At 73.2% G+C, this 25,050-nt stretch carries 24 protein-coding genes and 1 pseudogene; 11 read left to right on the forward strand and 14 right to left on the reverse strand.

All coding sequences use genetic code 11. The annotated features are described in order from the left end of the window. Positions 1 to 1,190, reverse strand: a pseudogene (locus ACFYPR_RS12210) (hypothetical protein); the annotation flags it as partial. 381 nt (positions 1,191 to 1,571) lie between these two features. Continuing rightward, a complete protein-coding gene (locus ACFYPR_RS12215) occupies positions 1,572 to 3,053 on the reverse strand; it encodes an aminopeptidase P family protein (protein WP_387259792.1) in 1,482 nt (493 codons plus the stop codon). 133 nt (positions 3,054 to 3,186) lie between these two features. Here ACFYPR_RS12215 and asnB point away from each other — a divergent pair, with 133 nt between their 5' ends. Beyond that, positions 3,187 to 5,148 carry an asparagine synthase (glutamine-hydrolyzing) gene (gene asnB / locus ACFYPR_RS12220; RefSeq protein WP_354863278.1) on the forward strand — a complete coding sequence of 654 codons (1,962 nt, stop codon included), beginning with the start codon at positions 3,187 to 3,189 and terminating at the stop codon, positions 5,146 to 5,148. Between the two features lie 87 nt (positions 5,149 to 5,235). Here asnB and ACFYPR_RS12225 read toward each other — a convergent pair whose 3' ends face one another. Then, positions 5,236 to 6,390 (reverse strand): lytic polysaccharide monooxygenase, encoded by a 1,155-nt coding sequence (locus ACFYPR_RS12225; protein ID WP_387259795.1) that lies wholly within the window; start codon positions 6,388 to 6,390, stop codon positions 5,236 to 5,238. A 488-nt stretch (positions 6,391 to 6,878) separates the two neighbouring features. Between ACFYPR_RS12225 and ACFYPR_RS12230 the strand changes: the two genes are divergently transcribed. Next, a complete protein-coding gene (locus tag ACFYPR_RS12230; protein WP_355139360.1) occupies positions 6,879 to 8,030 on the forward strand; it encodes an XdhC family protein in 1,152 nt (383 codons plus the stop codon). Positions 8,031 to 8,177: 147 nt separating this feature from the next. After that, positions 8,178 to 9,113, forward strand: coding sequence for a carbohydrate kinase (locus ACFYPR_RS12235; RefSeq protein ID WP_387260003.1), 936 nt, complete (start codon positions 8,178 to 8,180; stop codon positions 9,111 to 9,113). A 19-nt stretch (positions 9,114 to 9,132) separates the two neighbouring features. Here ACFYPR_RS12235 and ACFYPR_RS12240 read toward each other — a convergent pair whose 3' ends face one another. Continuing rightward, positions 9,133 to 9,963, reverse strand: coding sequence for an MBL fold metallo-hydrolase (locus ACFYPR_RS12240; protein WP_355067137.1), 831 nt, complete (start codon positions 9,961 to 9,963; stop codon positions 9,133 to 9,135). Next, positions 9,960 to 10,364 carry a hotdog domain-containing protein gene (locus ACFYPR_RS12245; RefSeq protein WP_354862978.1) on the reverse strand — a complete coding sequence of 135 codons (405 nt, stop codon included), beginning with the start codon at positions 10,362 to 10,364 and terminating at the stop codon, positions 9,960 to 9,962. Before ACFYPR_RS12245 ends, ACFYPR_RS12240 begins: the two co-directional genes overlap by 4 nt. A 138-nt stretch (positions 10,365 to 10,502) precedes the next feature. Between ACFYPR_RS12245 and ACFYPR_RS12250 the strand changes: the two genes are divergently transcribed. Beyond that, a complete protein-coding gene (locus ACFYPR_RS12250; RefSeq protein ID WP_387259798.1) occupies positions 10,503 to 11,561 on the forward strand; it encodes a phosphatase PAP2 family protein in 1,059 nt (352 codons plus the stop codon). A gap of 117 nt (positions 11,562 to 11,678) precedes the next feature. Here the strand turns inward: ACFYPR_RS12250 and ACFYPR_RS12255 are convergent, their stop codons facing one another. From ACFYPR_RS12255 to ACFYPR_RS12270, 4 genes are all read right to left on the reverse strand, one after another. Then, complete coding sequence (locus tag ACFYPR_RS12255; RefSeq protein ID WP_387259801.1) at positions 11,679 to 13,313, reverse strand: PH domain-containing protein; 1,635 nt, start codon at positions 13,311 to 13,313, stop codon at positions 11,679 to 11,681. A gap of 43 nt (positions 13,314 to 13,356) precedes the next feature. Continuing rightward, positions 13,357 to 13,989 carry a PH domain-containing protein gene (locus ACFYPR_RS12260; protein ID WP_387260005.1) on the reverse strand — a complete coding sequence of 211 codons (633 nt, stop codon included), beginning with the start codon at positions 13,987 to 13,989 and terminating at the stop codon, positions 13,357 to 13,359. A gap of 170 nt (positions 13,990 to 14,159) precedes the next feature. Further along, a complete protein-coding gene (locus ACFYPR_RS12265; RefSeq protein ID WP_354861690.1) occupies positions 14,160 to 14,294 on the reverse strand; it encodes a hypothetical protein in 135 nt (44 codons plus the stop codon). Next, the gene (locus ACFYPR_RS12270; protein ID WP_354861692.1) at positions 14,291 to 14,521 is read right to left on the reverse strand and encodes a hypothetical protein; all 231 of its coding nucleotides are present in this window, start codon (positions 14,519 to 14,521) and stop codon (positions 14,291 to 14,293) included. The genes ACFYPR_RS12265 and ACFYPR_RS12270 overlap by 4 nt, the downstream gene beginning before the upstream one ends. Before the next feature lie 240 nt (positions 14,522 to 14,761). Between ACFYPR_RS12270 and ACFYPR_RS12275 the strand changes: the two genes are divergently transcribed. From ACFYPR_RS12275 to ACFYPR_RS12285, 3 genes are read left to right on the forward strand one after another with little or no spacing between them, the layout of a single operon-like run. Further along, positions 14,762 to 15,868: an AAA family ATPase gene (locus tag ACFYPR_RS12275; protein ID WP_387259804.1), complete on the forward strand. Its 1,107-nt coding sequence runs from the start codon at positions 14,762 to 14,764 to the stop codon at positions 15,866 to 15,868. Next, the gene (locus tag ACFYPR_RS12280) at positions 15,847 to 16,842 is read left to right on the forward strand and encodes a DUF58 domain-containing protein (RefSeq protein ID WP_387260008.1); all 996 of its coding nucleotides are present in this window, start codon (positions 15,847 to 15,849) and stop codon (positions 16,840 to 16,842) included. Before ACFYPR_RS12275 ends, ACFYPR_RS12280 begins: the two co-directional genes overlap by 22 nt. Then, positions 16,839 to 17,789 carry a VWA domain-containing protein gene (locus ACFYPR_RS12285; RefSeq protein ID WP_354861695.1) on the forward strand — a complete coding sequence of 317 codons (951 nt, stop codon included), beginning with the start codon at positions 16,839 to 16,841 and terminating at the stop codon, positions 17,787 to 17,789. The genes ACFYPR_RS12280 and ACFYPR_RS12285 overlap by 4 nt, the downstream gene beginning before the upstream one ends. A gap of 75 nt (positions 17,790 to 17,864) precedes the next feature. Here ACFYPR_RS12285 and ACFYPR_RS12290 read toward each other — a convergent pair whose 3' ends face one another. From ACFYPR_RS12290 to ACFYPR_RS12305, 4 genes are all read right to left on the reverse strand, one after another. Next, a complete protein-coding gene (locus ACFYPR_RS12290) occupies positions 17,865 to 18,020 on the reverse strand; it encodes a hypothetical protein (RefSeq protein WP_354861697.1) in 156 nt (51 codons plus the stop codon). A gap of 126 nt (positions 18,021 to 18,146) precedes the next feature. Then, positions 18,147 to 18,488 carry a hypothetical protein gene (locus ACFYPR_RS12295; RefSeq protein WP_355067140.1) on the reverse strand — a complete coding sequence of 114 codons (342 nt, stop codon included), beginning with the start codon at positions 18,486 to 18,488 and terminating at the stop codon, positions 18,147 to 18,149. Positions 18,489 to 18,546: 58 nt separating this feature from the next. Beyond that, on the reverse strand, positions 18,547 to 19,209 hold the full coding sequence (locus ACFYPR_RS12300; protein WP_387259806.1) for a response regulator: 663 nt from the start codon (positions 19,207 to 19,209) through the stop codon (positions 18,547 to 18,549). Next, positions 19,206 to 20,435 (reverse strand): sensor histidine kinase, encoded by a 1,230-nt coding sequence (locus ACFYPR_RS12305; RefSeq protein ID WP_387259808.1) that lies wholly within the window; start codon positions 20,433 to 20,435, stop codon positions 19,206 to 19,208. Before ACFYPR_RS12305 ends, ACFYPR_RS12300 begins: the two co-directional genes overlap by 4 nt. Positions 20,436 to 20,590: 155 nt before the next feature. Between ACFYPR_RS12305 and fabG the strand changes: the two genes are divergently transcribed. The 4 genes from fabG to ACFYPR_RS12325 all read left to right on the forward strand — a co-directional run bounded on the left by fabG (position 20,591) and on the right by ACFYPR_RS12325 (position 24,022). Beyond that, positions 20,591 to 21,295, forward strand: a complete 705-nt coding sequence (fabG, locus tag ACFYPR_RS12310; RefSeq protein WP_354861702.1) for a 3-oxoacyl-ACP reductase FabG — start codon at positions 20,591 to 20,593, stop codon at positions 21,293 to 21,295. Between the two features lie 34 nt (positions 21,296 to 21,329). After that, entirely contained in the window at positions 21,330 to 22,097 is a 768-nt protein-coding gene (fabI, locus tag ACFYPR_RS12315; protein ID WP_355067142.1) for an enoyl-ACP reductase FabI, read from the forward strand. 100 nt (positions 22,098 to 22,197) lie between these two features. Next, positions 22,198 to 23,250 (forward strand): ferrochelatase, encoded by a 1,053-nt coding sequence (locus ACFYPR_RS12320; protein ID WP_354861706.1) that lies wholly within the window; start codon positions 22,198 to 22,200, stop codon positions 23,248 to 23,250. Next, positions 23,243 to 24,022: an HAD-IIA family hydrolase gene (locus ACFYPR_RS12325; RefSeq protein WP_354861708.1), complete on the forward strand. Its 780-nt coding sequence runs from the start codon at positions 23,243 to 23,245 to the stop codon at positions 24,020 to 24,022. The genes ACFYPR_RS12320 and ACFYPR_RS12325 overlap by 8 nt, the downstream gene beginning before the upstream one ends. A gap of 125 nt (positions 24,023 to 24,147) precedes the next feature. Here ACFYPR_RS12325 and ACFYPR_RS12330 read toward each other — a convergent pair whose 3' ends face one another. Beyond that, positions 24,148 to 24,942, reverse strand: a complete 795-nt coding sequence (locus ACFYPR_RS12330; protein ID WP_039908695.1) for a hypothetical protein — start codon at positions 24,940 to 24,942, stop codon at positions 24,148 to 24,150. Positions 24,943 to 25,050: the final 108 nt, after the last annotated feature.

The raw sequence follows: 25,050 nt of genomic DNA on the forward strand, positions 1-25,050 counted from the left end.
ATGCCGCCGCCGTTGTCACCTGCGGTGTTGTTGGTGATGCGGGACTCGTGATCCCGCTCGTGGGAGAACTCGTTCTTGCCGTCGGCCTTGCCGTCGGCCTTGCCGTCGGCCTTGCCGTCGGCGGACCCGCCCTGGCCGTGGGAGGACCAGTCCTTGTCGTCGGAGGACCCCTTGACCTTGAGTACGCCGACGTTGAAAATGCCGCCGCCGTTCTCCCGGGCGTGGTTGTTCTCGACCTCGCTGTCGTCGAGGTCGACCCGGCCGAAGTTGGCGATGGCGCCGCCGTTGCCTTCGGCGTTGTTGCGGGTCAGTTCGACCTTCTCCAGGTGGGCGCTGCCGCCGCGCTCGACCAGCAGCGCACCGCCGTCGGCATCGCCGTCCTTCTTCATCGGCGGCGCGGGCTTCTCCGGGGCCGCCGAAGGAACGTCGGCAGCCTGCGGCACATCCGCAGCCTGCGGCGCATCGGCAACCTGCGGACCGCCGGGGCCCTGCGGTCCGCCGGGGCCCTGCGGTCCGCCGGGGCCCTGGGGACCGCCGGGGCCCTGGGGACCGCCGGGGCCCTGGGGACCGCCGGGGCCCTGGGGACCGCCGGGGCCCTGCGGCGCGCCGTACTTGAACTCGGCGGCGTTGCCGTCCTTGACGGTGAGGTCCTTCAGGGTCAGGTCGCCGCCGTCGGCGACCCGGAAGATCCGGAACGCGTCCTCGGAGTCCCGCTTGATCGTCGCGTCGTTGCCCTTGATCGTGATCTCCTGCCGGATCGTCGGCAGACCCGTACCGGACTTCTTGTCGGCGAAGCTCAACTCGTAGGTGCAGTGCGGGGCCAGCTTCAACGTGCCGCCCTGGTCCCGGTTCGCCAGATCGATCGCCTCGATCAGCTTCTCATCGTCACAAGGCACCTCCCGCACCCTGCCGTGCTCATCCCGGTCCTCGCCACGCCCGTCCCGGTCCTTGCCACGCTCATCCCGGTCCTTGCCACGCTCATCCCGGTCCTTGCCACGCTCATCCCGGTCCTTGCCACGCTCATCCCGGTCCTTACCGTCGTCCTGGCCTTCGGCCTGGCCGGCATCGCTGACGTTCTGCTTCGGCGCCGCCTGCGAGTCGCTGGCCCGCTGTGCGTCGTCGGGCTTGTGGTCACGGGCAGCCAGCCCGCCCAGTGCCGCCAGACCGACGACGCCGGTCAGGCCGGCCACGCCGGTGGCGACCCACAGCTTGCGTCGCCTAGTCGACGGCGCGGCCGCTGGGGCCCCGCCGTCGGGAGTCGTTACGTCGTTGGACATCAGAGCCTTCCGCCCTTTCCTGCTACCAGACGGGCTCGTACCACTTGAGCGGCACGAGCAGCTACAAATGGGTTGCAGCCTGTTATCCACACCGTATGAGAAGGATCCTCGCGAGGCGGACTTATCCGAAAAAAGCCCGCATTCGCCTCACGTCGGTCGGGTGGGTACACCGGGGCGCAGGGCGTGAAGAAAGGCCCTGGGCAGCGCAAACAGCGACGGGCCCCGCCACCGGTGTCAGGACGACGGAAAACGTCGCTGGCACCGGGGGCGGGGCCCGCCGGGGGTCGTACCGGGTCAGCCGGGCAGGCGCGGACCCGCCTCGCGCTGCTCGGCCAGCCAGGTCTCCACCTCGTCGGAGCGGCGCGGCAGGCCGGCCGAGAGGTTCACCGCGCCGGTCGCGGTGACCAGGATGTCGTCCTCGATCCGCACGCCGGTGCCGCGCAGCTCCTCGGGGACCAGCTCGTCCTCCGGCTGGAAGTACAGCCCCGGCTCGACGGTCAGCACATAGCCCTCGCCGAGCGCGCCGTCGCGGTAGTGCTCCTTGCGGGCGTTGGCGCAGTCGTGCACGTCGATGCCGAGCATGTGGCTGGTGCCGTGCAGCGTCCACCGGCGGTAGACCGTCGAGGCCGGGTCCATCGCCTCGTCCACGCTCACCGGGAGCAGCCCGAGGTCCTTGAGCGCCTCGGCGAGGACCCGCATGGCGGTCAGGTGGACGTCCTTGAACGCCACGCCGGGCTTGATGATGTCGATGCCGGCCTGCTGCGCGGCGTACACGGCGTCGTAGACCTGGCGCTGCAATGGGGTGAACCGGCCGTCGACCGGCAACACCCGGGTGACGTCGGCGGTGTAGAGGTTGTGCCCCTCGACGCCCATGTCCATCAGCAGCAGGTCACCCGGACGGGTGGTGCCGTGGTTGTGCACCCAGTGCAGGATCGTGGCGTGCTCGCCGGCGCCGACGATCGAGCCGTACCCGACGTCGTTGCCGTCGTGGCGGGCGCGCAGCGCGAAGATCCCCTCCAGCAGTCGCTCCGAGACGGCGCGGGCGGCGGGGAGGATCCGGGCCACGTCCTCGAAGCCGCGCACCGTGGCGTCGACGGCGTCCTGAAGCTGGCCGATCTCCCACTCGTCCTTGACCAGCTTCTGCTCCGAGATGGCGATCGCCAGCTCCCGGTCGCGGGGCGGCTGCCCCTCGGCGCGGACCCCGTCGTACGGGCGGACGGCCGCGTCGACCTGGGCGTCGAACCCGCGCAGCACCCGGGTGCGACCGGGTGCCAGGTCGGCCAGCGCCGCCTCCAGGCCGCTCAGGTCGGCGGTGGGTATGCCCAGCTCGGTGGACTTCTCGCCGAGGGTGTGTCGCCGGCCGACCCACAGTTCGCCGTGCCGGCTGCGGAAGAACTCGTCGGTCTCCCGGGACGAGCGGGGCCGCATGAACAGCGTCGCGTCGTGCCCCGAGCCGTTCGGGCGCAGCACCAGCACGCTGTCCGGGTCGTGGTCGCCGGTCAGGTAGGCGAAGTCGCTGCCCGGCCGGAACGGGTAGGTGGTGTCGTTGGCGCGGACCTTCTCGCCGCCGGTCGGGATGACCAGTGTCTCGCCGGGGAACGCCGCCGAGAGCGCGGCGCGGCGCTTGGCGTAGTTGGGTGCCTCGGGACGGGGCATGACCGGGAGTTCGGTGTCCCGCCAGCCCTGCCGCATGAAGGACAGGAACGCCTCCGGAAAGTCCGGATCGTGCGATTCCGTGCCGTCTGTCGGCGTACCGTCGGTGCGTTCCTCGGTCATTGCGCCGCTCCCTCCGCGTCGTTGCTGGTCCCGACGGTACCGCGTGCCCGGTTCGTGTTGGTGGCGGCCGGGAGCGCTCCGGATCGACGGACGGCTGCGACGGGCCGACGGACCGCGTGGAAAGATGACCACCATGTGCGGACTCCTGGCCTTCTTCAGCGCGAACGGCAACGCCGCCGCGCACCGCGACCACATCGCCGGAGCATTGGAATGCCTGCACCACCGCGGCCCCGACGAGACAGGGGTCGAGGTGGTCGGCGACGCCTCCGGCCGGTACGCGGACGGCGTGTTCGCCCACAAGCGGCTCGCCATCATCGACGTCGCGTCGAGTCACGAGCCGCTGCCCTACGCGAACGGCCGTTATCTGCTCACCTTCAACGGTGAGATCTACAACTACATCGAGCTGCGCGACGAGCTGGTCCGGAACTTCGGCGCGCAGTTCGCGACGGCCGGTGACGGCGAGGTGATCGTCGCCGGCTACCACTACTGGGGCGAGCAGGTGCTCACCCGCCTGCGTGGCATGTTCGCCTTCGTCATCTGGGACCGGCAGGAACGGCGCGCGTTCGGCGCCCGCGACTACTTCGGCATCAAGCCGCTGCACTACCTGGAGACCGCCGACGGCCTCTACCTGGCGTCGGAGAAGAAGGCGCTGCTGCCGTTCGCGCACAGCAACTACCAGGGCGACGCAGGTGTCGACGCGGCCAACCTGAGCCACTACCTGACGCTGCAGTACGTTCCCGAGCCCGGCACCCTGCACAAGGGCATCAGCCGCATCGGCTCGGGGGAGTACCTGACCTGGTCCCCGGGCGGGCGGATCGACGTGCGCCGGTGGTACCGGCCGGTGTTCCGGCCCGCGCCGGTCGACGACGAGCAGAAGCTCTACCACGAGATCCGCGAGACGCTGCGCGAGAGCGTACGCATGCACATGCGCTCCGACGTGCCGGTCGGGTCGTTCCTGTCCAGCGGCATCGACTCGACAGCGGTCGTCGCGCTGGCCCGCGAGTTCAACCCGAACATCCTCACCTTCACCGTCGGCTACGACGTGCCGGGATATTCGGAGATCGACGTCGCGCAGGAGTCGGCCCGGCACCTGGACGTCACCACCATCCCCACCAAGATCGGTCCGCAGGACATGATCGACGCGCTGCCGAAGATCGTCTGGCACCTCGACGACCCGGTGGCGGACCCGGCGCTGGTGCCGCTCTACTTCGTGGCGAAGAAGGCCGCCGAGCACGTCACGGTGGTGCTCTCCGGCGAGGGGGCCGACGAGTTCTTCGGCGGTTACACGATCTACCGGGAGCCGCTGTCGCTCGGCACCGTCAACGGCCTGCCCGGCGGTGTGCAGAAGGGCCTGCGGGCGGTCTCCAAGGCGATCCCGCAGGGGGTCAAGGGCAAGAGCTTCCTGGAGCGCGGCACCACCCCGATCGAGGAGCGCTACTACGGCAACGCCCGGATGTTCACCGAGGAGGAGAAGCAGCACCTGCTGCGCCGCTACGACCCCTCGGTGCGCTACACGGACGTGACCGCGCCGATCTACGCCGAGTGCACCGAGCTGGACGACGTCACCAAGATGCAGTACGTCGACCTCTACACCTGGCTGCGCGGCGACATCCTGGTCAAGGCCGACCGGATCTCGATGTCGCACTCGCTGGAGGTGCGGGTGCCGTTCCTCGACCGCGAGGTCTTCGACGTCGCGGCGAAGATCCCGGTGGATCTCAAGCTGCCGCCGCGCTCCGACGCCACCAAGTACGCGATGCGTCAGGCGTTGCAGGGTGTCGTGCCGCCGGCGATCGTCAACCGTAAGAAGCTGGGCTTCCCGACGCCCACCCGGGTCTGGCTGCGCGGCGAGATGTACGAGTGGGCCCGGCACGTGCTGAGCACCTCGGGCGCGGGTGACCTGCTCGACCTGTCGTACGCGCTGCGGCTGCTCGACGAGCACAAGCGGGAGGAGGCCGACCACTCCCGCAAGGTGTGGACGGTGCTGATCTTCTGCATCTGGCACGCCATCTTCGTGGCCAAGACGCTCGACCCGGGCATCCAGCGCAACCAGTCGGCTCTGCTGACGAAGCCGGTGGTCGGCTCCATGGTCCGCTGATCCAGCGACCCCACCCTGTCGATCAAGAGGTTTGCGTCACCCGAGTGACTCCGGGTGACGCAAACCTCTTGATCATTTCAGGGAACCTCAGCGGCGCGCGCAGGTCACCGTCGGGATGCCGTTCGTTCCTGTGCTGCTGGCCAGGAAGCCGAACGTGGTCGTGCCCTCGGGTGCGACCGTGCCGTTGTACGAGACGTTCGTCGCCGTCACCGAGGCGCCGGACGTCGTCTGAGTGGCGCTCCAGATCTGATTGATCACCTGCCCGTTGGGCCAGGTCCAGCTCGCGGTCCAGCCGGCGAACGGCGTACTGCCGTGGTTCATGATCGTGACTTCGCCCTGGAAACCGCCCTGCCAGGCGCTGGTCACCTTGTAGACGGCCATGCAGTCACCGGTCGACGGCGGCGGCGTGGTCGGCGGCGGGGTGGTCGGCGGCCGCGTCGTGGGCGGAGGCGTGGTCGGCGGCGGGGTGGTCGGCGGCGGCGTGGTGGGCGGAGCCGTGGTCGGCGGCGGGGTGGTGGGCGGGTTCGAGCCGCCCGGACCCACACCGGTCACCTGGCCGGTGCCGCCGTCGAAGGCCACGTCGGAGCAGCCGAAGAAGTTCTCCTGCGAGTCCGAGCGCACCCAGCGGGAGTAGATGATGTGCCGGCCGCTCTTGCCCGACGGCAGGTTGCCGCTGAAGTAGTAGTGACCGTCATTGGTGCCGACGCCGCCGCGCTGCGGCGGGTTGGTCACCGTCAGGAACGGCTGCTCCTCCAGGTCACTCCAGGCCAGCGCCCGGGTCGGGCTCCAGCTGTCCTTGGTGACGTAGAAGTAGAAGGTGCCCGGGTGGTGCGCCCAGTTGCTGTACCGGAAGTCCAGTCGCGCGCCGGAGGTCAGGTGGGTCAGCGGCCAGTCGGTGCGGGGCAGGTCGTAGCCCCGGTAGCCGGTGTTGCCACCACTGCACAGCTGCCCGTCCGGAATGAAGCCGGTGGTGCGACCACCGGCGTCCGAGCGCAGCACGCTGAACCAGTTGTAGAGCGAGTTCGTCCCGCTCTGCGCCACCGCGGAGGCGCACGCGGGGTTGTTCGGCTTGATCTCGCCGGTCTGGCTGAGGCCGTCCTGCCAGCAGAGGTAGGTCCGGGCGCCCGGCGTCATCGCCGCGCCGTGCGCGGCGGCCGGTTGCGGACTGGACGCCAGGGCTACGGCGCCCAGCGCGAGGGTAAGGGCCGCGGTGAGCAACGCGGCCGTACGGGAACGGTTCACGGGTTCTCCTGACTCGCGAGGCGTGCCGCCCGAGCCGCCCCGCCGCAATCGGGTGGGGTTGTGGTGTCGTCGCAGCGCCGTGCGGGCGGTTGCGGCGATCACAGTGACGTGCCCCGGCCGAAGAGCGGCCAGCGGACACACGCCATCAACGGTCCTGTCCTGGACCGGTGCCCTCGCGTCGAACCAACCCGGCAACCGGCGGCGCGGCAGCCCTCGCACCGCCCGGTACGCGTCATCCCACCACGCGACCGTCGCCGACGCAATAGTCGATCCTCGATGTGTGAAAACGCGGGTGACGCGGCCCGTCGTGCCGTCGTCGGCTCACCCGTCTCCGGATCGGATCGGCGGGATCTCTCCTATAGTGATGGTCTGCATCCCCACGGCGACGACGGCCGTCCGGGCAGATCTCCCGCGTCGGGGCGGCGCACCTCGCCCTGTCGGTCGTACGGCGGGACCGGACGGCGACGAGACGAAGGAGGCGGCAGCGCGTGTCCGACGTGTTCGACGACCTGCACCGCCGCTGCCGCGCCGGCGAGCCGGTCGCCCTGGCCACCGTCGTCGCCACCTGGCGATCGGCGCCCCAGCCGCCCGGCGCCGCCATGCTCGTGGCCGCCGACGGCACGGTCACCGGCAGCGTCTCCGGCGGCTGCGTCGAGGCCGACCTCTACGAGCGCGCCCGCCACGTGCTCGACACCGGCGTACCCGAGCTGGTCCACTACGGCGTCAGCGACGACGAGGCGTACGCCGTGGGCCTGACCTGCGGCGGGATGCTGGACGTGTTCGTGGAGCGGATCGACGGCGGCGCCCTCGCGCAGTTGGACGCGGTCGCCGCCGCGCGGCGGGCCGGCGAACCGGCCGCGGTCATCACCTGCGTGGCCGCCGACGCCGGCGACCCCCCGGGCGCGGCCCCGACCGACCCGGCGGGGCGACTGGGCCGACGGCTGGTGCTGACCGGTGGGCAGGTGACCGGCTCGCTCGGCGACGACCGGCTGGACGACGCCGCGACCGACGACGCGCTCGGACTGCTCGCCGCCGGGCACAGCGGCGTGCTCCGGTACGGCTACCACGGGCAGCGCCGGGGCGCCGGCCTCAGCCTCTTCGTGGCCGCGTACGCCACCGCGCCCCGGATGATCGTCTTCGGGGCGATCGACTTCGCGGCCGCGGTGGCCCGGATCGGCGCGTTCCTCGGCTACCAGGTGACCGTCTGCGACGCCCGGGCGGTCTTCGCCACCGGGCGGCGCTTCCCGGACGCGCACGAGGTGGTGGTGCAGTGGCCGCACCGCTACCTGCGGGCCGAGGTCGACGCCGGCCGGGTCGACGCGCGCACCGTCGTCTGCGTACTCACCCACGACCCGAAGTTCGACGTGCCGCTGCTGGCGCTGGCCCTGCGCCAACCGCTGGCGTACGTCGGCGCGATGGGGTCACGGCGCACCCACGACGAGCGGCACAAGCTGCTGCGCGAGGCCGGGCTCAGCCCGGAGCAGCTCGACCGGCTCGCCTCACCGATCGGGCTGGACCTCGGCGGTCGTACGCCCGAGGAGACCGCGGTGAGCGTCGCCGCGCAGATCGTCGCCGCCCGCTGGGGCGGCAGCGGCCGGCCCCTGTCCGCGCTCGACGGGCCGATCCACCACCCGGGCTGACGCCGCACCGGTACCGCGTCTTCGCCGCCCAGCAGGGCGTCCGTTGTGCCAGCCTGGTGCCAGCGGACCATGTCCGCCCGATCGTTCCCTCGGCGGGCCGGCGTGCGGCACGCCGGGACGCTGCCGGCTGACGACGAAGGGACTTCGATGGGGTACGCGGTGGTGTTCGGCGAGGCGCTCGTCGACCTGCTCGACACCGAGCGCGACGGGGAACGGGTCTACCGGCAGGCGATCGGCGGTGGGCCGCTCAACGTCGCCGTCGGGGTGACCCGGCTCGGCGGTGCGGCGCAGTTCGTCGGCTCGCTCGGCGACGACGTGCTGGGCGGGCGGATCCGCGGCTTCCTGACCGATGTCGGCGTCGGTCTCGCCGGTGCGGTCACGGTGCCGGCGTCGACCGCGCTCGCGGTGGTCACGTACGACGGGCCGGAACCCGACTTCCGCTTCTACGGCGAGCCGCCCTCCTACAGCCTGCTCGGCGCCGACGAGCTGGACCTGGCGCTGCTGGAGGGCGCGGACGTGCTCTACTGCGGCTCGGTCGTGCTGGTGCAACCGCGCACCCTGGCCGCCGCGCGCCGGGCCTGGTCGCTCGCCGCCGGGCTGCGCGTCTTCGACCCGAACGTACGCCCCCACCTGCTCGACGGGCCGGCCGCGCTGGAGGGGCTGCGCGAGGTGGTGGCCGAGTTCGCCGCGGGCGCGCACCTGGTCAAGCTGAGCACCGCCGACGCCGCGCTGCTCTACCCGCGCGAGCCGGTCGAGGGGGTGGCCGCGTACCTGCGTGAGCTGGGCGCGGCCACGGTGGTGGTGACGCTCGGTGCGGCCGGCGCGGTGCTGGCCGCCGCCGGTGCGGATCCGGTACGGGTGCGGGCCCCCAAGGTCAACGCCATCGACGCCACCGGCGCCGGCGACTCGGTCATGGCCGCGCTGATCGCCGACCTGCTTCTCGACGGCGAGCCCGACGACCCGGCGGGCTGGGTCGAGCGGATGGCCTTCGCGCTGCGGGTGGCGGGCCTCGTCTGCGAATCCCCGGGCGGCGCCACCGCCATGCCCACCCGCACCGACGTCGAGCGCCGCTTCGAACCCTGACCCGCGCCGGGGTGGGGGGTCAGACCGTGCCGTTGAGCTCGTTGTAGCCGCGGCGGGCGGCGATCAGGGCGGCGCGGGCACCAAAGGGCGCCTCGGCGGCCACCCGCTCCGGTGGCGCGTCGCCGGTGTGCGCGGCGCGGATCAGCCAGGCCAGTCGCGCCAGTTCGGCGTGCTGGGCGCGGACGAACCCGACGTCCACCGGGTCGCCGTGGCCCGGCACGACCACCGTGCGCGCGGTGGTCAGCCGCAGCAGGTCCGCGACCGCGTCCGGCCACTGCAGGGGGTACGAGTCCTCGAAGGCGGGCGGGCCGCTCTGCTCCACCAGGTCGCCGGCGACGAGCACGTCCGCGTCGGGCACGTGCACCACGACGTCGGCGTCGGTGTGCCCGCGCCCCGGGTGCCGCAGCAGCACCCGCCGGCCACCCAGGTCGAGTGCGGTCTCGGTGTGCACCGTGTGCGTCGGAGCGAGCAGCGGGGTGTCGGCCAGCTCGGCTGCCAGCTCCGGGTGCTCCGTGCGCACCTCCTCGTACGCCTCCCGGCGCAGCCGCTCCGGCTCGTCGCGCAGGGCCGCGGCGGCCCGCTCGTGCGCGTACACCGGGCGGGGTGGGTCGCCGGCCAGGACGGCGTTGCCGAAGCAGTGGTCGTAGTGGTGGTGGGTGTTGACAAGCGTCAGCGGACGGTCGGTGACCCGCCCGACGGCGGCGGCCAGCTCGGTGGCCTGCCCGGCCGAGGAGAGCGTGTCCACCAGCAGCGCCTCGTCGTCGCCGACGACCAGGGTGACGTTGACCCGCAGCAGGGGCTCGCGCAGCACGTACACCCGGTCGGCGACCTCGCTGAACCCGGCGCTCACGACGACCGTCCGGCCCGGTCGACGAAGCGTTGCCGGTCCACCAGGATCCGGTCGACCCGGCCCCGGGCCACCGTCTGGTCGCCGTCCGCGACGGTGACCTCGAACGACAACCGGCGACCGTCGACCGTCGCGAGCAGCGCCTGCGCCCGTACCGTGCGCCCGACCACCGTCGGCGCGAGGTGCTCCAACTCGACCCGGGTGCCGACAGTTGTCGACCCGGGCGGCAGCGTGGCCGCCGTGGCCGCGACGGTGGCCGCCTCGGCGAGTGCGAGCACCCGGGGTGTGCCCAGCACCGGTACGTCCCCCGAACCGACCGCCTGGGCGGTGTCCGTGTCGGTGACGGTCAGTTCGACCTGGGCGGTCAGACCCGGCGCGAAGGCCGGCTCGGGCTGCTCCTGCATGGTCGTCAGCCTAGGTGCTCGCCGAGCCCGTCGCGCACGCGCCCGACGATCCGCACACCGACCGCCGTCCACGTGTGCACGGCTTCGCCGGGTGGTCCCCGTCGGTCGATGCCGTACCCGTCGTTAACCTTGACCGCGATGGCCGTCGTGACTGACCCCCAACCCCCCGCCCGGACCGACCCGCCCGCGTCCCCGGACGGGGGCCGTCGCCGCATCGTCGCCATGACGATCTGGGCGGTCGCCTTCGTCGCCGCCTGGCTGGCGATCGGGCTGCCCACCGACCCCGCGTACGCCTTCGTGTGGATCTGGCTGGCGACCATCGCCTGGAACAGCGAGCGGCCGTGGCGCAGCCACCTGCGCTTCGCCCGGGACTGGGTGCCGGTGGTGCTGCTGTTCGTCGTCTACAACCTCTCGCGCGGGTTCGCCGACAACGGGGCCACCCCGCACGCCATGGAGCTGATCGTCGCCGACCGGTTCATGTTCGGCTGGGCCACCGGCGGGGAGGTGCCCACCATCTGGTTGCAGGAGCACCTCTACCGCCCGCAGGTGCACTGGTGGGACGTCGCGGCGAGCTGGGTGTACTTCTCGCACTTCGTGGTGGCGCTGACCGCCGCCGCGGTGCTCTGGCTGCGCGACCGGCGCCGCTGGGCCGCGTACATGCGGCGTTGGGGTTTCCTCTGCGCCGCCGGCCTGGTGACCTACTTCGTGTACCCGGCCGCCCCGCCGTGGTGGGCGGCGCAGAACGGCCTGCTCACCGAGGTCGCCCGGATCTCCACCCGGGGTTGGAAGGCGTTCGGCATGCACGGCGCCGGCAACGTGCTCAACGCCGGCCAGATCGCCTCGAACCCGGTCGCCGCGATGCCGTCTCTGCACACGGCGTGGGCGCTGTTCGTGGTGCTGTTCTTCCTGACCACCACCCGTCGCCGCTGGTGGCCGCTGCTGCTCGCGTACCCGCTGGCGATGACCTTCACCCTGGTCTACTCCGGTGAGCACTACGTGATCGACGTGCTGGTGGGCTGGACGTACGTCGGGCTCACCTACCTGGTCGTCGGCCTGGCCGAGCGTGGCTGGGCGGCGCTACGGGCCCGCCGAGCGGGGGCCGCCGACGAACCACCAGGGCAGACGGTCGCCCCCGACCCATCAGTCGACAGACACCCCACACCAAGCGACCAACCAGCGATACCCGCCGACCACTGACCGACCCCGCCCTGCCCCGCCCGCCCCTGCCCTGCCCCCGTCGATCATGAAGTTATTGGCCGTCCGCTCGGCGTGTCGGGGCAATAACTTCATGATCACCGGAGGGGTGGGGTGGGGTTAGGGCGTGCGGCGGGCTTTGGTTGCTCGGGTGGTCAGCTCGGCTGCCAGGGCCCACGCCTCGGTGAGGTCCCGGTCCTGGGCGGCCGCGCCTGAGCCGCCGGCGGTGTCCGCGTACACGGTCGCCAGCCCCAGTCGGCGCTGCACCGGCCCCTGCACCACCCGCACGCTCTGGATCCGCGCGTACGGCACGATCGCCAACTGCCGGGTGAGCAGCCCGGACCGGGTGGCGAAGACCCGCTCGAACAGACCCGCCCCGAGCGCGCCGCGCCCGAGCGGGTGCAGCCAGCGCGTCCGGGGCGGTGGTGGGCTCAGCGTCAGCGCGTCCAGGCGTACGCCCGGCAGCACCTCGGCGACGATCATCGTGGCGGTCGGCAGGTCGCCGACCGGCAGCAGCCGGTCCGGCCGGTTGCGGTCGTCGGCCTCCGCCACGGAGTAGCCGGCCACCTCCAACCGCAGCCGCAGCCAGTCGTTGACCCGCCACAGCAGCGGCCAGGTGGCCCGCACGGTCTGGACCCGGTCCAGCGGCACGGTCTGCGCGCGCGTCTCCAGCAGGCCGTTGTGCACCCGCAGGGTGCCGCCGTCGCGGGCCAGTCGGAAGTTCCAGTCGTCGAGCACCCGGCGGATCGGTTGCAGCAGCACACCGGCCATCGCGGTCAGCGTGCTCGCCACCGCGACGAAGGACCACGACCCGGCGGTGACGAACTGCACCACGACGAAGGCCACGCCGAACGGGAGCAGGAACGCCTGCGGGGTGAGCAACTGACTGACCAGCAGGTTCTGGTTGCGCACCGCGTGCAGCGGTCGTCCCGCCGCGGCCGTCGGCGTCCCGGGTTCCGTCAAAGACGCGGTGACGCCGGGCGGGGGCGGCGGGGTCGTCCGCCCGGCGAGCGTCAGCAGCCGCTCGCGCAGGCGGGCCGCGTCGGCCACTCCGAGGTACGCCAGCGGCGCCTCGGTCTTGCCTCCGCCGACCACCTCCAGGCGCAGCTCGGCCAGGCCGGTGAGCTGGGCGAGCAGCGGCCGGACCACCTCCACGGCCTGCAACCGCTCCAGCGGGATGGCGCGGGTACGCCGCCAGAGCAGCCCTTCGTGCACCCGCAGTTCGCGGCCCACCACGTGGTAGCCGGTGTTGTACCAGCTGATCACCGACAGCACGGTTGCGCCGAGCGCCAGCACCACCACCATGGCGGCGAACCAGCCGAAGCCCACCCGCGACAGCGTCGACCAGGACAAGCCCGCGATCACCACGACCAGCGACTTGGCGCCGTGCAGCAGCGGGCTGAGCGGGTGCAGCCGCTGCCGCGGCTCACCGTCACCGCCGCCCGGCGACGCCGGCCAGGGGTAGACCGCCCCGGGCGGCACCCCAGACGGCCCCGCGGGGTACGGCACCCCAGGCGGTCCCGCGGGGTACGGCGGAGCAGGCGGTCCCGCGGGGTACGGCGGAGCAGGCGGACCGGGATGTGGCGGAGTGGGCGGGCCAACGGGGTGCGGTGCGCCGGCGGCAGGCGCGCTGCCGGCGGCAGGCGGTGCGCCGGCAGGAGGCGCGCTGCCGGCGGCAGGCGGTGCGCCGGCGGGAGGCGCGCTGCCGGCGGGCAGCGGAGGCCGGGTGTCCGGCTCGGCGGGACCGTCGCTCATCGGGCCGGCTCCCGGCGGCGCCGACGGTCACCCGCGCGGGCGGTCACAGCCCCTCCGCCCGGTCCTCGCCCAGCGCGGTGAGCCGGTCGCGCAGCCGGGACGCCTCCGCCGGATGCAGCCCCGGCACCCGCGCGTCACTGGCGGCCGCCGCCGTGTGCAGCTGCACCGTGGCCAGGTCGAATGCGCGCTCCAGCGGACCGGCGCTCACGTCGACGAACTGCATGCGGGAGTACGGGACGATGGACAACCGCCGCACCAGCAGCCCGTGCCGCACCAGCAGGTCGTCGTCGCGCTCGGCGTAGCCCCAGGCGCGTACCGCGCGGACGATGGCCGTGGCCCGCCACGCGCCGAGCACCACCACGAGGGCGAGGGCGAGCCCGAACAGCCAGTGGCCGCTCAGCGCCCAGCCGATCGCGGTCACCGCCAGGCCGATGGCCACCACGACCCCGAGCCGGATCAGCTCCACCCAGATCAGGTTGGTGGAGATCGGCTGCCACCGGACGGTGTCCGGCCAGGGCTCCAGCGGCCCTCGCCCCGACGACTGCGGACCGGAGTGGGTCACCGGGCCCGTGCCCGACGGCAGGAGACCAGGCGACGGCAGGTCGGACGGGGGCGGACCGGCGTCGTACCCGCCGCGCGGAGGCGATGCGGCGTCGTACCCGCCGGGCGGGGGCAGGGCGCTCGGCGGCAGCGGGGCCGGCCACGACACGTCCGGTGGGGAAGGGTCCGGGCCGAGTGTGCCGGGCGCCGGGAACGCGCCGGGTGGCGGCGCGACGCCGGGCGGCGGCGGACTGGCCGGGGAGGTGGGGTCGGGGGAGGCCGGGCGGTCGACGCGGTCCTCCGCGCTCACCGGCGGGCGCCGTTCCGCACGCCGCGACGCCGCACGATCCGTGCGCCGTGTGCCGCCGCCTCGCCCTGCCCGTCGGCGGCGCGGAGCGCCCCGCTGCCGTGCCTCATCGGTCGCTCGCTGCGCTCGCTCACGTGTCGAGGGTAGGCGATCCGGGCACCGGAGTGACGGCACGAAGGAAGCCGCGAACGTTCAGGAATTCGCCGAGACTGCCGCGGTGCTCGGCGCAGGCCAGCCAGGTCTTGCGCCGATCGGCGGTGTGCAGGCGCGGATTGTTCCACTCCAGCGCCCAGACGGCGGGGGCGCGGCAGCCCCGGGCCGAGCAGACCAGGGGCTCGTCGGCAGGGGAGGGGAGGCTCATCCGGGCCAGTCTAGGGCGGCCGGACGGAAAGCTTGAGCGCCGGGCGGCCACGGGGGGAGCCGCCCGGCGACGGGGTGAATCGTACACACGGCGGGCCGGTCCCTGTCCACCCGTGACACGCGATTCGGGCATTGGACGCCGGCGGCGAAAATAGGCTTCTCCCCACCTCGGCACTCAGGAAGGCGTGCGAGGCTTGATACCGCACCAGCCGCGACGACCGACCAACGCTGTGGAGGACCGGTGGCCCAGCCGACCACGCCCGACGCCCCGACGCCGAACGGGACGGCACCGGACACACCCGCACCGGTGACCACACCCGCGCAGGACGCCAGCCTGCTGGAGAAGGCGCTCTTCGAGATCAAACGGGTGATCGTCGGGCAGGACCGGATGGTCGAGCGGATGTTCGTCGCGCTGCTCGCCCGGGGTCACTGCCTGCTCGAAGGCGTGCCCGGCGTGGCCAAGACCCTGGCCGTGGAGACCCTCGCCAAGGTCGTCGGCGGGTCCTTCGCCCGGGTGCAGTTCACCCCGGACCTGGTGCCGGCCGACATCATGGGCACCCGGATCTACCGGCAGTCGAGCGAGAAGTTCGACGTCGAGCTGGGCCCGGTCTTCGTCAACTTCCTGCTCGCCGACGAGATCAACCGCGCTCCGGCCAAGGTGCAGTCGGCGCTGCTGGAGGTCATGAGCGAGCGCCAGGTGTCGATCGGCGGGGAGAGCCACCGGGTGCCCGATCCGTTCCTGGTGATGGCCACCCAGAACCCGATCGAGCAGGAGGGCGTCTACCCGCTGCCGGAGGCGCAGCGGGACCGGTTCCTCATGAAGATCGTCGTGGGCTACCCGACCGACGCCGAGGAGCGGGAGATCGTCTACCGGATGGGCGTGACCGCCCCGGAGCCGACGGCGGTCTTCGACACCCCCGAGCTGATCGCCCTGCAACGCAAGGCCGACCAGGTCTTCGTGCACAACGCGCTGGTCGACTACGCGGTGCGCCTGGTGCTGGCCACCCGCGCACCCGCCGAGCACGGCATGCCGGACGTCGCCCAGCTGATCCAGTACGGGGCCAGCCCGCGCGCCTCGCTCGGTCTGGTCCGGGCCACCCGCGCGCTGGCGCTGCTGCGCGGGCGCGACTACGCCCTGCCGCAGGACGTGCAGGACATCGCCCCGGACATCCTGCGCCACCGGCTGGTGCTCAGCTACGACGCGCTCGCCGACGACGTGCCGGCCGACCACATCGTGCACCGGGTGATGTCGATCATCCCGCTCCCGGCCGTCGCGCCCCGACAGCAGGCCACCCCGCCGCCGAGTACCCCGCCGCCGGGCGCCGGCTGGCCCGGGCAGCGGCCGTGACCTCACCCACCCCTCGTCCCGCCCCCGACCGCAGCGAGGCCGTGCTGTCCCGACTCCAGTTGCTGGTCACTCGCAAGCTCGATGGTCTGCTCCAGGGTGACTACGCCGGCCTGCTCCCGGGGCCCGGCAGCGAGGCGGGCGAGTCGCGAGAGTACCGCCCCGGTGACGACGTACGCCGGATGGACTGGCCGGTGACCGCGCGGACCACGACCCCGCACGTGCGGCGCACGGTCGCGGACCGGGAGTTGGAGACGTGGCTGGCCCTGGACCTCTCGGCCAGCCTGGACTTCGGCACCGGGCAGTGGCTCAAGCGGGAGGTGGTGGTGGCCGCCGCTGCCGCCATCACCCATCTGACCGTGCGCGGCGGCAACCGGATCGGCGCGGTGATCGGCACCGGTGGCGGCGCGTCCGCACCGGCGCGACGGTGGCGCGGTGGCCCGCCGCCGGTCGGGCCGGGGGTGCTCACCCGACTGCCGGCCCGCTCCGGCCGCAAGGAGGCGCAGGGCCTGCTGCGGGCCGTCGCCGGCACCGCGATCCAGCCCGGCCGGGGCGATCTGGGCGCGCTGGTCGACATGCTCAACCGCCCGCCCCGGCGGCGCGGGGTGGCCGTGGTGGTCTCGGACTTCCTGGCGCCGACCGAGCAGTGGGCCCGGCCGATGCGCAAGCTGCGCGTCCGGCACGACGTGCTGGCGATCGAGGTGGTGGACCCGCGCGAGCTGGAGTTGCCCGACGTGGGGGTGCTGCCGGTGGTCGACCCGGAGAGCGGTGAGCTGCACGAGGTGCAGACCGCCGACCCGCGGCTGCGGCAGCGCTACGCCGAGGCCGCCGCCGCCCAACGGGCCACGATCGCCGCCGCGCTGCGTGGCGCCAGCGCGGCCCACCTGCGTCTGCGTACCGACCGAGACTGGCTGCTGGACATGGTGCGTTTCGTGGCCGCGCAGCGGCACGCCCGCACCCGGGGGACGACACGATGATCCGTTTTCTGCAACCGTGGTGGCTGCTGGCCGTGCTGCCGGTGCTCGCCCTCGCCGCGTTCTACATCTGGCGGCAGCTGCACCGCCGGGCGTACGCGATGCGGTTCACCAACGTGGACCTGCTGCGGACCGTCGCGCCGAAGGGTCTGGGCTGGCGGCGGCACGTGCCGGCGACCGCGTTCCTGCTCTGCCTGCTGGTGCTCGCCACGGCGCTGGCCCGTCCGGCGGTGGACACCAAGGAGCCGCTGGAGCGGGCCACGGTGATGCTCGCCATCGACGTGTCGCTGTCCATGCAGGCCGACGACGTGGCGCCGAACCGGCTGGAGGCCGCGCAGGAGGCGGCCAAGCAGTTCGTGGGCGAGCTACCGGAGAGCTACAACCTGGGTCTCGTCTCGTTCGCCAAGGCGGCCAACGTGCTCGTGCCGCCGGGCAAGGACCGGGACGCGGTGACCGCCGCGATCGACGGGCTGGTGCTGGCCGAGGCGACCGCGACGGGCGAGGCGGTGTTCACCTGCCTGGAGGCGATCCGGTCGGTGCCGGCCGACGGCGCGGCGGGTATCCCACCGGCGCGGATCGTGCTGCTGTCGGACGGGTTCCGCACCTCCGGCCGGTCGGTGGAGGAGGCGGCGGCTGCCGCGCAGGCGGCCAACGTGCCGGTCTCCACCATCGCGTTCGGCACCGACACCGGTCAGGTCGACATCGGTGGGCAGCTCCAGCGGGTGCCGGTGGACCGGCTCGCCCTCGCGGAGCTGGCCGAGACCACCGAGGGCTACTTCTACGAGGCGGCCTCGGTGAGCGAGCTGAAGCAGGTTTACCAGGACATGGGCAGCTCGATCGGGTTCCGCACCGAGCCGCGCGAGGTGACCCAGTGGTACGCGGGGTTGGCGCTGCTGCTGGCGCTCTGCGCCGGCGCGCTCAGCCTGCTCTGGTCGTCGCGGATGCTCTGAGGGCGGCCAGGGCAGCGGACGGCCAGGGAAGAGACAGGCAGCGAACGGCCAGCAAAGAGAACGGGCCGGCGGTGGTCAGTGACCGCCGCCGGCCAGGACGAAGACGACGGCCACCCAGACGGCGGCGAGGGTGAAGCCCAGCGGGGCGACGTAGCGGCTCATGGACGGCTCCGAGTGGCGGCTGGACGGTCCGCGTGCGGGGGGCGGACCGCAGGGGGTGGGGACGCGCACACGAAGTCGTGACCGGGCGGCTCCCGGCGACCGTCCGGTGACCGGACGGCGCGGCACACGCGCCCCGGCGTCAGCCGAGGCGGTGGGGGAGCGGAGCGGGGTCAGCTCGCCAGACTGAGTCGTGGCTCAGCGGGGCTGACCATCGGCCCGGCCACGACTAGGAGGATCGCTATCTCGCACAGCGATCACCTCCTGCAAGTCGGCCGGGCCGGAACGTCGATGAGCGTACACCTGAGCCGGCGCCGGCACGCACTCGGCCGACCGGTCGGCAACCGCTCCACCGCCCGGCCGACGCCACCGGTCCGGGCGGTCCGCCGACCCGTGTCGGCGGCCCGTGCGCACGACGGTGACCAGCACCGCGGCGAGCAGGGGCAGCCAGCAGAACCGGGCCAGCACCCACGCCGGACCGTCCGGCGCGGTGTGCAGCCCGGGCAGGGCCAGGCCACCCCGGGCGGTGAGCGCCGTCACCGTGACACGGGTCGCTGGCGTCGCCCCGGGGAGCCGTTTCCCGGCTGGCCCTGTGGGACTACTCGCCGGCGGCGACCAGACCCGTCTCGTACGCCAGCACCACGGCCTGGGCCCGGTCGCGCAGCCCCAGCTTGGCCAGGATCCGCCCCACGTGCGTCTTGACGGTCTGCTCCGCCACCACCAGGTCACCGGCGATCTCCGCGTTGTTGCGCCCCCGGGCGATCAACCGCAGCACCTCGGTCTCGCGGGGCGTGAGCCCGGCCAGGTCGGTGGGGCGGGGTCGGCGGCGGTCCGGGCGGGCCGCGAACTCGGCGATCAGTCGGCGGGTCACCGCCGGGGCGAGCAGCGCGTCCCCGGCCGCCACCACCCGCACCGCCTGCACCAGGTCGGCCGCCGGCGCGTCCTTGAGCAGGAATCCGCTGGCGCCGGCCCGCAGCGCCTCGTACACGTAGTCGTCCAGGTCGAACGTCGTGAGGATGAGCACCCGGGGGCGCTGCGCCGAGCGGTCGCCCAGCAGCTTGCGGGTGGCCTCCAGCCCGTCCATGACCGGCATCCGCACGTCCATCAGCACCACGTCCGGGTCGAGCCGGCGGGCGGCGGCGACGGCCTGCGTGCCGTCGGCGGCGTCGCCCACCACGAGCAGGTCCGGCTGGGCGGCGAGCAACGCGCCGAAGCCCTGCCGGACCATCGCCTGGTCGTCGGCGATCAGCACCTTGATCATGCGTCTCCGCTCTCCGGCTCGTACGGCAGTTCGGCCGCCACCGCGTAACCGCCGTCGGGCAGCGGCCCGGCGGTGAACGTACCGCCCAGTGAGGTGGCCCGCTCCCGCATGCCGGTCAGCCCGTGCCCCGGGCTGCCGTCGGCGGTCGGTCGGGCGTCGGTCGGGGAGTTCTCGACGCGTACTCCCAGACCGGATTGGCGGGCGCGGACGGTGACGCGCACCGCGGCGCCGGCCGCGTGCCGGGCCGCGTTCGCCAGCCCCTCCTGCACGATGCGGTACGCGGCCAGCCCGACCGGCGCGGGCATCCGCCCGTCGCCAAGCGGGTCGACGTCCAGGGTCACCGGCAGCCCGGCGCGACGGGCCGCGTCCACCATCGGGCCCAGGTCGGTCAGGTCGGGCTGCGGAGCGGTCTGCGGACCGGTGGCCTCGCTGCGCAGCACCCCCAGCAGCCGCCGCATGTCGGTCAGCGCGTCGCGGGCCGAGCCGGCGATGGCGGCGAACTCGGCGGCGGCCGGCGCCGGCACGTCGGTCAGCCGGTACGGCGCGGTCTCGGCCTGCACCGCGATCAGCGACATGTGGTGGGCCACCACGTCGTGCAGCTCGCGGGCGATCCGGGTGCGCTCCTCCAGCACCGCGCGGCGCTCCTGCTCCCGCTCGCTCAGCTCGGTCTGCGCGGCGAGCGCCCGCCGGGACAGCCGGTTGCGCCGGATCAGGTCACCGACGATCGCCAGCGCGCCGAGCAGCGCCAGGACGGCGGCCCGGTTCTGGGCGTGCACCAGGGTGAGTACCGGCACCGCGGTGATCGCCACCACCCAGGCCAGCACCGGCCGGTCGACCCGCGCGACGACCACCGCGACCACCGCGACCGAGCCGAGCGCCAGCGGCGGCGTCCACGGTCCGGGCAGGTCGGCCGGCGCGTTGAACGTGCACACCAGCAGGGCCAGCACCGTGAGCCGCCAGGCCAGCAGCGGACGCCGGGGCAGCGCCAGCAGCGGCGCCACGGTCAGCGCCGCGAACAGCACCGCGATCGGAACCGGCAGACCCCAGTTGCTCTCCACGGTGAGCGTGATCCAGAAGAGGCCGAGCGCGGCGAGCAGCCCGACCGGGGCGGCGGGTCGGGCGAGCCGGGGCCAGCGGGCCAGCAGCGGTCGACCGGGCGGGGCGTCCGGGCCCCACAGGGTCTGCCGCAACGCCCGCAGGGCCACGGCGATCGGTTGCCGGTTCACCACCCGGAGGCTACGGGCAGAGCCCATCACGGGGCGTGCCACCAGGGGTTGATCCCGGTGTCGTACCACGGTGTGACGCGGCTCCCGTTAGCGCTTACCTGCCGGTAACGCCTAGGCTCCGACGCGTCCGTGCTGACCATTCGCAAGGAGGAACCGTGGCCCGTACCGTGCTGGTGACCGGGGGTAACCGGGGGATCGGCCTGGCCATCGCGCAGGCCTTCGCCAAGCAGGGCGATCGGGTGGCGGTCACCCACCGCAGCGGCGATGCCCCCGACGGGCTGTTCGGCGTGCGGGCCGACGTCACCGACGCGGCCTCGATCGACGCGGCGTTCACCGCCGTCGAGGCCGAGCTGGGTCCGGTCGAGGTGGTGGTCGCCAACGCCGGCATGACCGACGACACCCTGCTGCTGCGGATGTCCGAGGAGCAGTTCACCGGTGTGCTGGACACCAACCTCACCGGCGCGTTCCGGGTCGCCAAGCGGGCCTCCGGCAAGATGCTGCGGGCCAAGTGGGGCCGGATGATCTTCATCTCCTCGGTGGTGGGTCTCTCCGGCGGCGCGGGTCAGGTCAACTACGCCGCCAGCAAGGCCGGCCTGGTCGGCGTGGCCCGCTCGATCACCCGGGAGTTGGGCAGCCGCAACATCACCGCGAACGTGGTGGCGCCCGGCTTCATCGACACCGACATGACCGCCAGCCTCAGCGACGACCGCAAGGCGGAGATTCGCAAGTCCATCCCGGCCGGCCGCATGGCCAGCCCGGACGAGGTGGCCGCCGTGGTCACCTGGCTGGCCTCGGACAGCGCCGGGTACGTCTCCGGCGCCGTGATCCCGGTCGACGGCGGCCTCGGCATGGGCCACTGACCAGCGCTTCGACTACGTACGGAGGAAACCCTGCATGTCCGGACTGCTCGCCGGTAAGCGGCTGCTCGTCACCGGTGTGATCACCGAGGCTTCGATCGCCTTCTCGGTGGCGAAACTCGCCCAGGAGAACGGCGCGCAGGTCGTGCTGACCGGCTTCGGACGGCTCTCCCTGGTCGAGCGGATCGCCAAGCGGCTGCCCGAGCCCGCGCCGGTGATCGAGGTCGACGTGACCAACACCGAGCACCTGGCCAGCCTCGCCGACCGGGTACGGGAGCACGTCGACGGTCTCGACGGCGTCGTGCACTCGATCGGCTTCGCCCCGCAGAGCTGCCTCGGCGGCGGCTTCCTCGACGCCCCCTGGGAGGACGTGGCGACCGCCCTGCACGTCTCCACCTTCTCGTACAAGTCGCTGGCCATGGCGGCGCTGCCGCTGATGTCGGCCGGCGGCGCGGTGGTCGGCCTGACCTTCGACGCGACGAAGGCGTGGCCGGTCTACGACTGGATGGGCGTGGCCAAGGCCGGCCTGGAGTCCGCGTCCCGCTACCTCGCCATGCACCTGGGCAAGCAGGGCATCCGCAGCAACCTGGTGGCCGCCGGGCCGCTGCGTACCATCGCCGCGAAGTCGATCCCCGGCTTCGACCAGTTCGAGGAGGCCTGGGCCGGGCGGGCTCCGCTGGGCTGGAGCCTCACCGACCAGGAGCCGGCCGCCCGGGCCTGCCTGGCGCTGCTCTCCGACTGGTTCCCGGCCACCACCGGCGAGATCGTGCACGTCGACGGCGGCTACCACGCCGTCGGTTCCTGACGCTGCGCCGCGACGCTCCCTGGTCGCCGTCCGCGTGATCTACGCGTCCGGACCAGGGGGCGTCGCCGGGCCGTCGCGGCCGAGGGGCGAGAATGACCCCATGGCGTACGACGCGGTGGTGCTGGTGTCCTTCGGCGGGCCCGAACGGCCCGAGGACGTGATGCCGTTCCTGCAGAACGTGACCCGCGGCCGAGGCGTGCCGCCCGAGCGGCTGGCCGAGGTCGCCGAGCACTACCAGCACTTCGGCGGGGTGTCCCCGATCAACCAGCAGAACCGCGAGCTGCTGGCCGCCGTCCGGGCCGACTTCGCCGCGCACGGCCTCGACCTGCCCATCTACTGGGGCAACCGCAACTGGGACCCGATGCTCGCCGACACCGTGACGCAGATGCGCGACGACGGGGTGACCCGGGCGCTGGCCTTCGTCACCAGCGCGTACGGCGGCTACTCGTCCTGCCGGCAGTACCAGGAGGACATCGCCGCCGCCCGCGCCGCCGTCGGCCCGGACGCCCCGGTGATCGAGAAGATCCGCCAGTTCTGGGACCACCCCGGTTTCATCGAGCCGCACATCGACGCCGTCCGTGCCGCGCTGGGCCAGCTCGACCAGGCGTTGCGGGACACCACCCGGCTGGTGTTCACCGCCCACTCCATCCCCACCTCGATGGCGGCCAACGCCGGCCCGCACGGCGGCCGGTACGAGGCGCAACTGCGGGAGGCCGCCGCGCTGGTGGCCGCTGCCGCCGCCCCCGACCTGGCGTACGACCTGGTCTGGCAGAGCCGTTCGGGCCCCCCGCACGTGCCGTGGCTGGACCCGGACATCAACGACCACCTGGGCACCCTCGCCGAGGGTGGCACCACCAGCGTGGTGGTCAGCCCGATCGGGTTCGTCTCCGACCACCTGGAAGTCGTGTGGGACCTCGACACCGAGGCGCTGGAGACGGCCAAGCAACTCGGCCTGGACTTCGTCCGGGCCGGCACCCCGGGCACCGACCCGCGCTTCGTGACCATGGTCCGGGAGCTGGTCACCGAGCGGACCGACCCGGACGGCGCGCAGCTGCGTCGTCGCCTCGGCGAGCTGCCGATGTGGGACACCTGCCCGACCGTGTGCTGCGTACCGACCCGCCGTCCGACGCCCGCTGGGAGCACCGATGCATGACCGCAAGCCCGTGCAGAGCTGGCTCACCGACATGGACGGCGTGCTCGTGCACGAGGGCCAGCCGGTGCCCGGCGCACCGGAGTTCGTCAACCGGCTGCGCGCCTCCGGCAAGCCGTTCCTGGTGCTGACCAACAACTCGATCTACACCCCGCGGGACCTCACGGCCCGGTTGAGCCGGATGGGTCTGGACGTGCCGGAGGAGTCGATCTGGTCTTCGGCCCTGGCCACCGGCCAGTTCCTCGCCGACCAGCGGCCGGGTGGCACCGCGTACGTCATCGGGGAGGCCGGCCTGACCACCGCGCTGCACGCGGTCGGCTACGTGCTCACCGACTTCGCCCCGGACTACGTGGTGCTCGGCGAGACCCGCACCTACAGCTTCGAGGCGATCACCAAGGCGGTGCGGCTGATCAACGACGGGGCCCGGTTCATCTGCACCAACCCCGACGTGACCGGCCCGTCGGTGGAGGGCGCGCTGCCCGCCGCCGGCTCGGTCGCCGCCATGATCTCCAAGGCGACCGGGGTGGAGCCGTACTTCGTCGGCAAGCCCAATCCGATGATGATGCGCTCCGCGCTGAACACCATCAACGCGCACTCGGAGACCACCGCGATGATCGGCGACCGGATGGACACCGACATCCTCTGTGGTCTGGAGGCCGGGCTGGAGACCATCCTGGTGCTCACCGGCATCAGCAGCCGTACCGAGGCGGAGCGCTACCCGTACCGACCGTCCCGGATCATCAACTCGGTGGCCGACCTGCTCGACGAGGTCTGACCGAGCGGCGCGCTGATGATCGCGCTCGAACATGGATGTAGTGGTCACGCGCGCGCCGGAGGCCACGACATCCTGGATCGAGCGCGATCATGCCCGGCGCGGGCGATGATCGCGGGCGGCGTGGGTCAGGGGCGTAGCGGGGCGTTGCAGGCGGCGACCAGCGCCTGCCGGCAGGCCGTGGTGAGCGGGCGCAGCGCGGCGTCGCGCTGCTGGGCCTCGTAGTTGTTGATCGCGCCACCGGGGGCGGCGTGCCCGGCCAGCGCGAGCACCCGGTCGAGCACCGCGGCCCGGGCGAAGAGCCGGCGGGCCCGCGGGTCGAAGCCGGGTGGCAGGTCGGTGGCGCCGTCCGGGCGGCGCAGCGCGGCCAGCGCTCCGGCCAACTCGGGCCGCCACTGGGCCACGTCGAGCCGGGTCAGCGCGGCGGTGGTCTCGGCCAGCGCGGCGGCCAGCTCGGCCTCCGCCTCGGCGGCGCCGGGCAGCGACAGCGAGGCGGCCGGGGCGTTGGCCGGCAGCGGGTACACCCGCCACAGCACCGTCTCGAAACAGTCCCCCGAGCCGGACGTGTGGCTGCGCACCTGCGGGATCAGACCCAGCCCACCGGCCACCACCGCCTCGCCCGCCACCAGGGCCGCCCCGGCGAAGTCCCCGGGACCGGGCAGACCCCGCGGGTCGCCCGGCGCGGGCAGCACCAGACGGATCTCGTCGGGGGAGAGCTTGGCCAGGGTGGGCAGCGCGGCGCCGAGCGGGACGTCGGTCCAGGTGCCGGGGGCGTCCGCAACGAGGTGCTCCTCGTCGCCGGCGATGGCGTCGGCGACCTCGTCGTACGGCACCAGCCCGGCGCGCCACGCGCGCACCCAGGCAACGAACCGGCTCGACCGGCGCGGCGCAAGCGTGGCCGCGCCCGTTGCGGGGGTGGACATGCCGAAAGGGTACGTGGTCATCGGTGGCCGTGTCTCGACTGCCGCTCCGGCCGCCCTGCCTGCCCCGAACTGCCCCCTTCGCCCGATCCGCGCCCGCAGCGCGGCCCG

The organism is Micromonospora sp. NPDC005254, assembly GCF_042872525.1.
Lineage (GTDB): Bacteria > Actinomycetota > Actinomycetes > Mycobacteriales > Micromonosporaceae > Micromonospora.